The organism is Alkalibaculum bacchi (assembly GCF_937875145.1).
Classification (GTDB): Bacteria; Bacillota; Clostridia; order Eubacteriales; family Alkalibacteraceae; genus Alkalibaculum; species Alkalibaculum bacchi_A.
On sequence record NZ_CALNCS010000178.1, the window covers coordinates 1 to 4382 of the forward strand.

Here is a 4382-nt window from a genome sequence, read left to right on the forward strand (position 1 = left end):
GACCCATGAATTCCAATACTTTAAGACAATTATTCATGTGCGAAGTTTGAGTTAAATATATTAAAAAAAGAAATACCAGAGCAAAAAAAGATCAGTAAAAACATGAAGAGATTTAAAGCGGGACTAGACGATAAATACTTAGACTTAATAGTGCAAAATATATAATAGGTAGCTGGGCTGTACCATTTGTAGGGCAATCTGGCAGCTATTAAGATAAGGTTTATTTCGTGTACCCAAAAAACAGAATGAAAAAACAAAACATTCTTGAACGAGCTTATCTAGAGCAAAGAGGAGAAAAAACAATGGTTTTTAAAAAGTAAAGTTCAAAATGTTTAAGAAGAGTAATCCTTCATGCGATTACCGTGTTTTCTTTGCTGAAATACGTTGATTTTGCTCAAGCAGTGAAATAGAATATTATTAACGATGTTATCAATAATAAAGTCAAAACGAAGTGAGCAGATATTCAATGTGGGTAAACTACCGAATGCAGTTGATAAGACTTCTTCTAGTCAGTAGAAGTATATAAAGATAAAGAGTAGTCCCTAACCCTGGTATATTGCTGCTATAATAATCACTATGACTTTCTCCTGTTATGTTGCTGACAACAATATCAGCTAGACTGTAAAATATCGTTTCTGTGAAAAGATTTTGCTAGTGTATTAAGTATATTGTTGAGGAGATTTTTGAGTCTCAGAATTGATCAAAACAAGAGATGTGAGAATAAAAGGAGGATAATAGTGTTAATTAAAATTCTGGTAGTTGGCGATTCAACAACCAATTGTTTAATCATTAAAAACTTGTTGAGTGAGTATGATATTCTGACTGCTTGTAATGGCACGGAGACCATGGACATGCTCGAAGAGCACAAGGGGATCAATCTAATGATACTAGATCTAAGCATGCCCAATAGGGATGGGTTTCACGTTCTCAAAGCAATGAAAGAGGATGATAGATTCAAAAAACTTCGCACGATCATATTAACAAACGATGATGAATTAGATAATGAGACAGAGGGCTTAGAGCTTGGTGCAGTAGATTATATACGCAAACCAATTCATACGGATTCATTGAAGGCGAGGATAAATGTTCATGTAGAATTGATTCACGCTCAAGATGCACTAGGGCAACAATTTCAAGAACAATCCGTGACATCTGAGACAATATTTAACCAAATTCGGGTTGATATTACAAATATCTCTGGCAGCAAAGAAATGGAAAATAAACTTAGATATTATGATGAACGTGACGAATGGACGGGTCTATACAATCGTCGGTATTTAGAATTGATTTTAACAAATGATAATAAGTTGTTTTCTACAGAAAAACGAGCTCTTGTAAGCGTTAATTTAAGTACAATGCATTCTTTAAGCGTTACATACGGATTCCAGTACAGTCGGAATCTAATAAAAAAGATTGCCGAAGAATTGAGTAAACATTGTGCCAATCAATGCTTACTATTTAATACTAATGAATATCGTTTCGTATTTTACAAAAAAGGATACAAGAACAATAATGAGTTGTTAGATTTGTGTAATAGCATATTAGGCACACTAACTTCATTACTCACTGTGGATAGAATCAATATAGATATAGGGGTTATTGAGATTGGCGAAGATAATAAAAATGATATTCAGCTCTTATTTAAGAATCTTCTGAGTACATCGGAAGAAGCGATTCTTATTGACGACGAAGAGAATCTTATATGTTTCTATGACAAGGAACTTGAAGAGCGGATTTTTCGCAGAGAGATGTTGCAACGCGATCTTTCGCAAATTTCCGTCGGTGAAAACGAAGAGCGACTGTTTTTGCATTATCAACCGATATTAGATCTCCGTAAAAATAGCATCTGTGGATTTGAGGCTTTAGCAAGATATAATAGTGATAAGTTAGGTTTGGTTCTACCGTCAGAGTTTATTCCAATAATTGAAAAAACGAAGCATATTATACCAATCGGTAATATCATTATAAGAAAAGCGTGCGAATTTATTAATAAACTAAAGTGTAATGGATACGATACATTACAAATATCTATTAATATTTCCGCTATCCAGCTATTGAGTAAAGGATTTGTGGAAAATCTGATAGACACCATGATAAAGATGAAGGTAAATCCCAAATATATTATTATTGAGCTTACTGAATCGGCTTTTTCATTAAACTTTGAAGAAATCAATAGGCTTCTCGGTCAACTTAGCGATTATGGGATTGAAATTTGGATTGATGACTTTGGTACAGGTTATTCCTCTTTTTCGAGAGAACAGGAATTAAATATACATTGCTTAAAAATAGATAAGTCTTTTATTGATAAGCTGTTATTTCTTAAGGCTGAAGAAACAATAACAGGTGACATCATTTCAATGGCGCATAGGCTTGGACACTGTGTAGTAGCTGAAGGTGTAGAGCATGAAAAGCAAATGGAATATTTAAAAATCCATGGATGCGATAAGGCTCAAGGATATTTAATCAGTAAGATCCTTGACGAAGAATCAGCCCTTGCGTTTTTAGAACATAGACACACAAATCATAACAGCTAGCGCTAAGAATGGTAAGATCATTTCAGCAATTAATGGTTTGAAGAGGACTAACGACATATTTGGACATGTCACAGGCATGAGCTGATTAAGAAATCATCTGATATTTAAAAAAAGGTCTGTAGTCAAAGTGATACATGCGACTCTTAAAGTCATGGAAAAGGTGGGGAAATACAATCTGACCCTAAAATTATTGAAATAATTGTTTGGATTATTGAAAAAATGTGGGCGTTTAAGGAACACGCTGAAGGCAGTACTAGGTTTTTTCATCACTTTTTTGCTCTTGACAAAAGAATCCAAAGAATATATTATTAATCAATAAAACATACAAAACATATATTAATAGTATATTATAAAATAACTTTACACCAAACAAATATGAACAAAAAGGTGATTAGAAAATGCAGAAAAAAGAGTTTAATGTAGATACAAAAGTTGTTCATGGAAACAAATCTTATGAGGAAAAGACAGGTGCCATTAGCTTTCCTATATACCAAAGTGCTACTTTTCGCCATCCAAACTTTAACGAATCCACAGGATATGATTATTCTAGGCAACAAAACCCTACCAGAGAAGAGGTAGAACGAGTTGTAGCAAACTTAGAGCAGGGAACCCGTGGATTTGGTTTTTCTAGTGGCATGGCAGCTATTACAACTGTATTAACCTTCTTTAGACCTAAAGATCATATTATCGTTTCAGAAGACTTATATGGTGGAACTTATCGTATTTTTGAAGAGGTATTTAAAAGCTACGGTTTAGAGTTTACCTATGTGGATACGAGTAATATTGATTCTGTTAAAGAAGTAATTCAAGAAAATACAGTTGCTATTTACATTGAAACGCCTTCTAATCCAATGATGAGAGTGACGGATATTAGAGAGATATCTAACATTGCCCAAGAAATAAATGCGCTGCTTATCGTCGATAATACCTTCTTGACACCATATTATCAAAGGCCACTACAATTAGGCGGAGATATCGTAGTTCATAGTGGAACAAAGTATCTAGGTGGGCATAATGATACCTTAGCTGGTTTTTTAGTAGTAAAAGATGAAAAGCTTGCTGCTCAAATTGAACTACTTCAAATGACATCAGGTGCAGTGCTGTCTCCTTTTGATAGTTGGCTAATTATTAGAGGGATTAAAACATTAGGCGTTCGTTTAGAGAAGCAACAAGAAAACGCTTTACAGATTGCAAAATGGCTAGAAAAACACAAAAATATTGAAAAAGTTTATTATATCGGGCTTGAAGATCATATAGGATATAAAGTAAATGCTAAGCAAAGTAGTGGTTTTGGAGGAATGATTTCATTTACTGTAAAAGATCCTTCAATGGTAGAATCGATACTTCGCAATATTAAATTAATTATGTATGCTGAGAGCCTAGGTGGAGTAGAAACACTAATCACTTACCCTTTAAAACAGACCCATGCAGCCATACCAGAAGAGATTCGAAACAAACTAGGAGTAAGTGATAGACTCATTCGTCTGTCTGTAGGAATAGAAAATGTGTCTGATTTAATAGAGGATTTAGAGCAGGCTTTGAATGTTTAGAAAGTTGGAAAGTTTAACGCTAACCTCCAACTTCACACCTGTGAAGAACGACGCCGTGTCGTTCTTCACTACAGTGACTTTATATTAAAAAGTCTCTTAGTATTTTAGCTCTTTTTACTTCTACAATTAACTTTACAAAATAATTTTGAAAAAGGTTAAGTTAATCTCTTGCATTTTATTCTGTATGTGCTATAATAATATACGTTCCTAAGAAAAAAGGACGAGCAAGTAAATAATATATGCAAAATTAAATAATTAAAAATATATGCGAAAGTGGCTCAGTGGTAGAGTATTGCCT

Annotated in this window: 2 protein-coding genes; both read left to right on the forward strand. The window is 33.7% G+C overall.

Annotation, left to right across the window (positions count from 1 at the left end):
* The first annotated feature begins 737 nt into the window (after nt 1-737).
* Nucleotides 738-2534: a GGDEF domain-containing response regulator gene (locus Q7P22_RS10425; protein WP_303863907.1), complete on the forward strand. Its 1797-nt coding sequence runs from the start codon at nt 738-740 to the stop codon at nt 2532-2534.
* Between the two features lie 398 nt (nt 2535-2932).
* Nucleotides 2933-4084, forward strand: a complete 1152-nt coding sequence (locus tag Q7P22_RS10430) for a PLP-dependent aspartate aminotransferase family protein (RefSeq protein WP_303863910.1) — start codon at nt 2933-2935, stop codon at nt 4082-4084.
* Nucleotides 4085-4382: the final 298 nt, after the last annotated feature.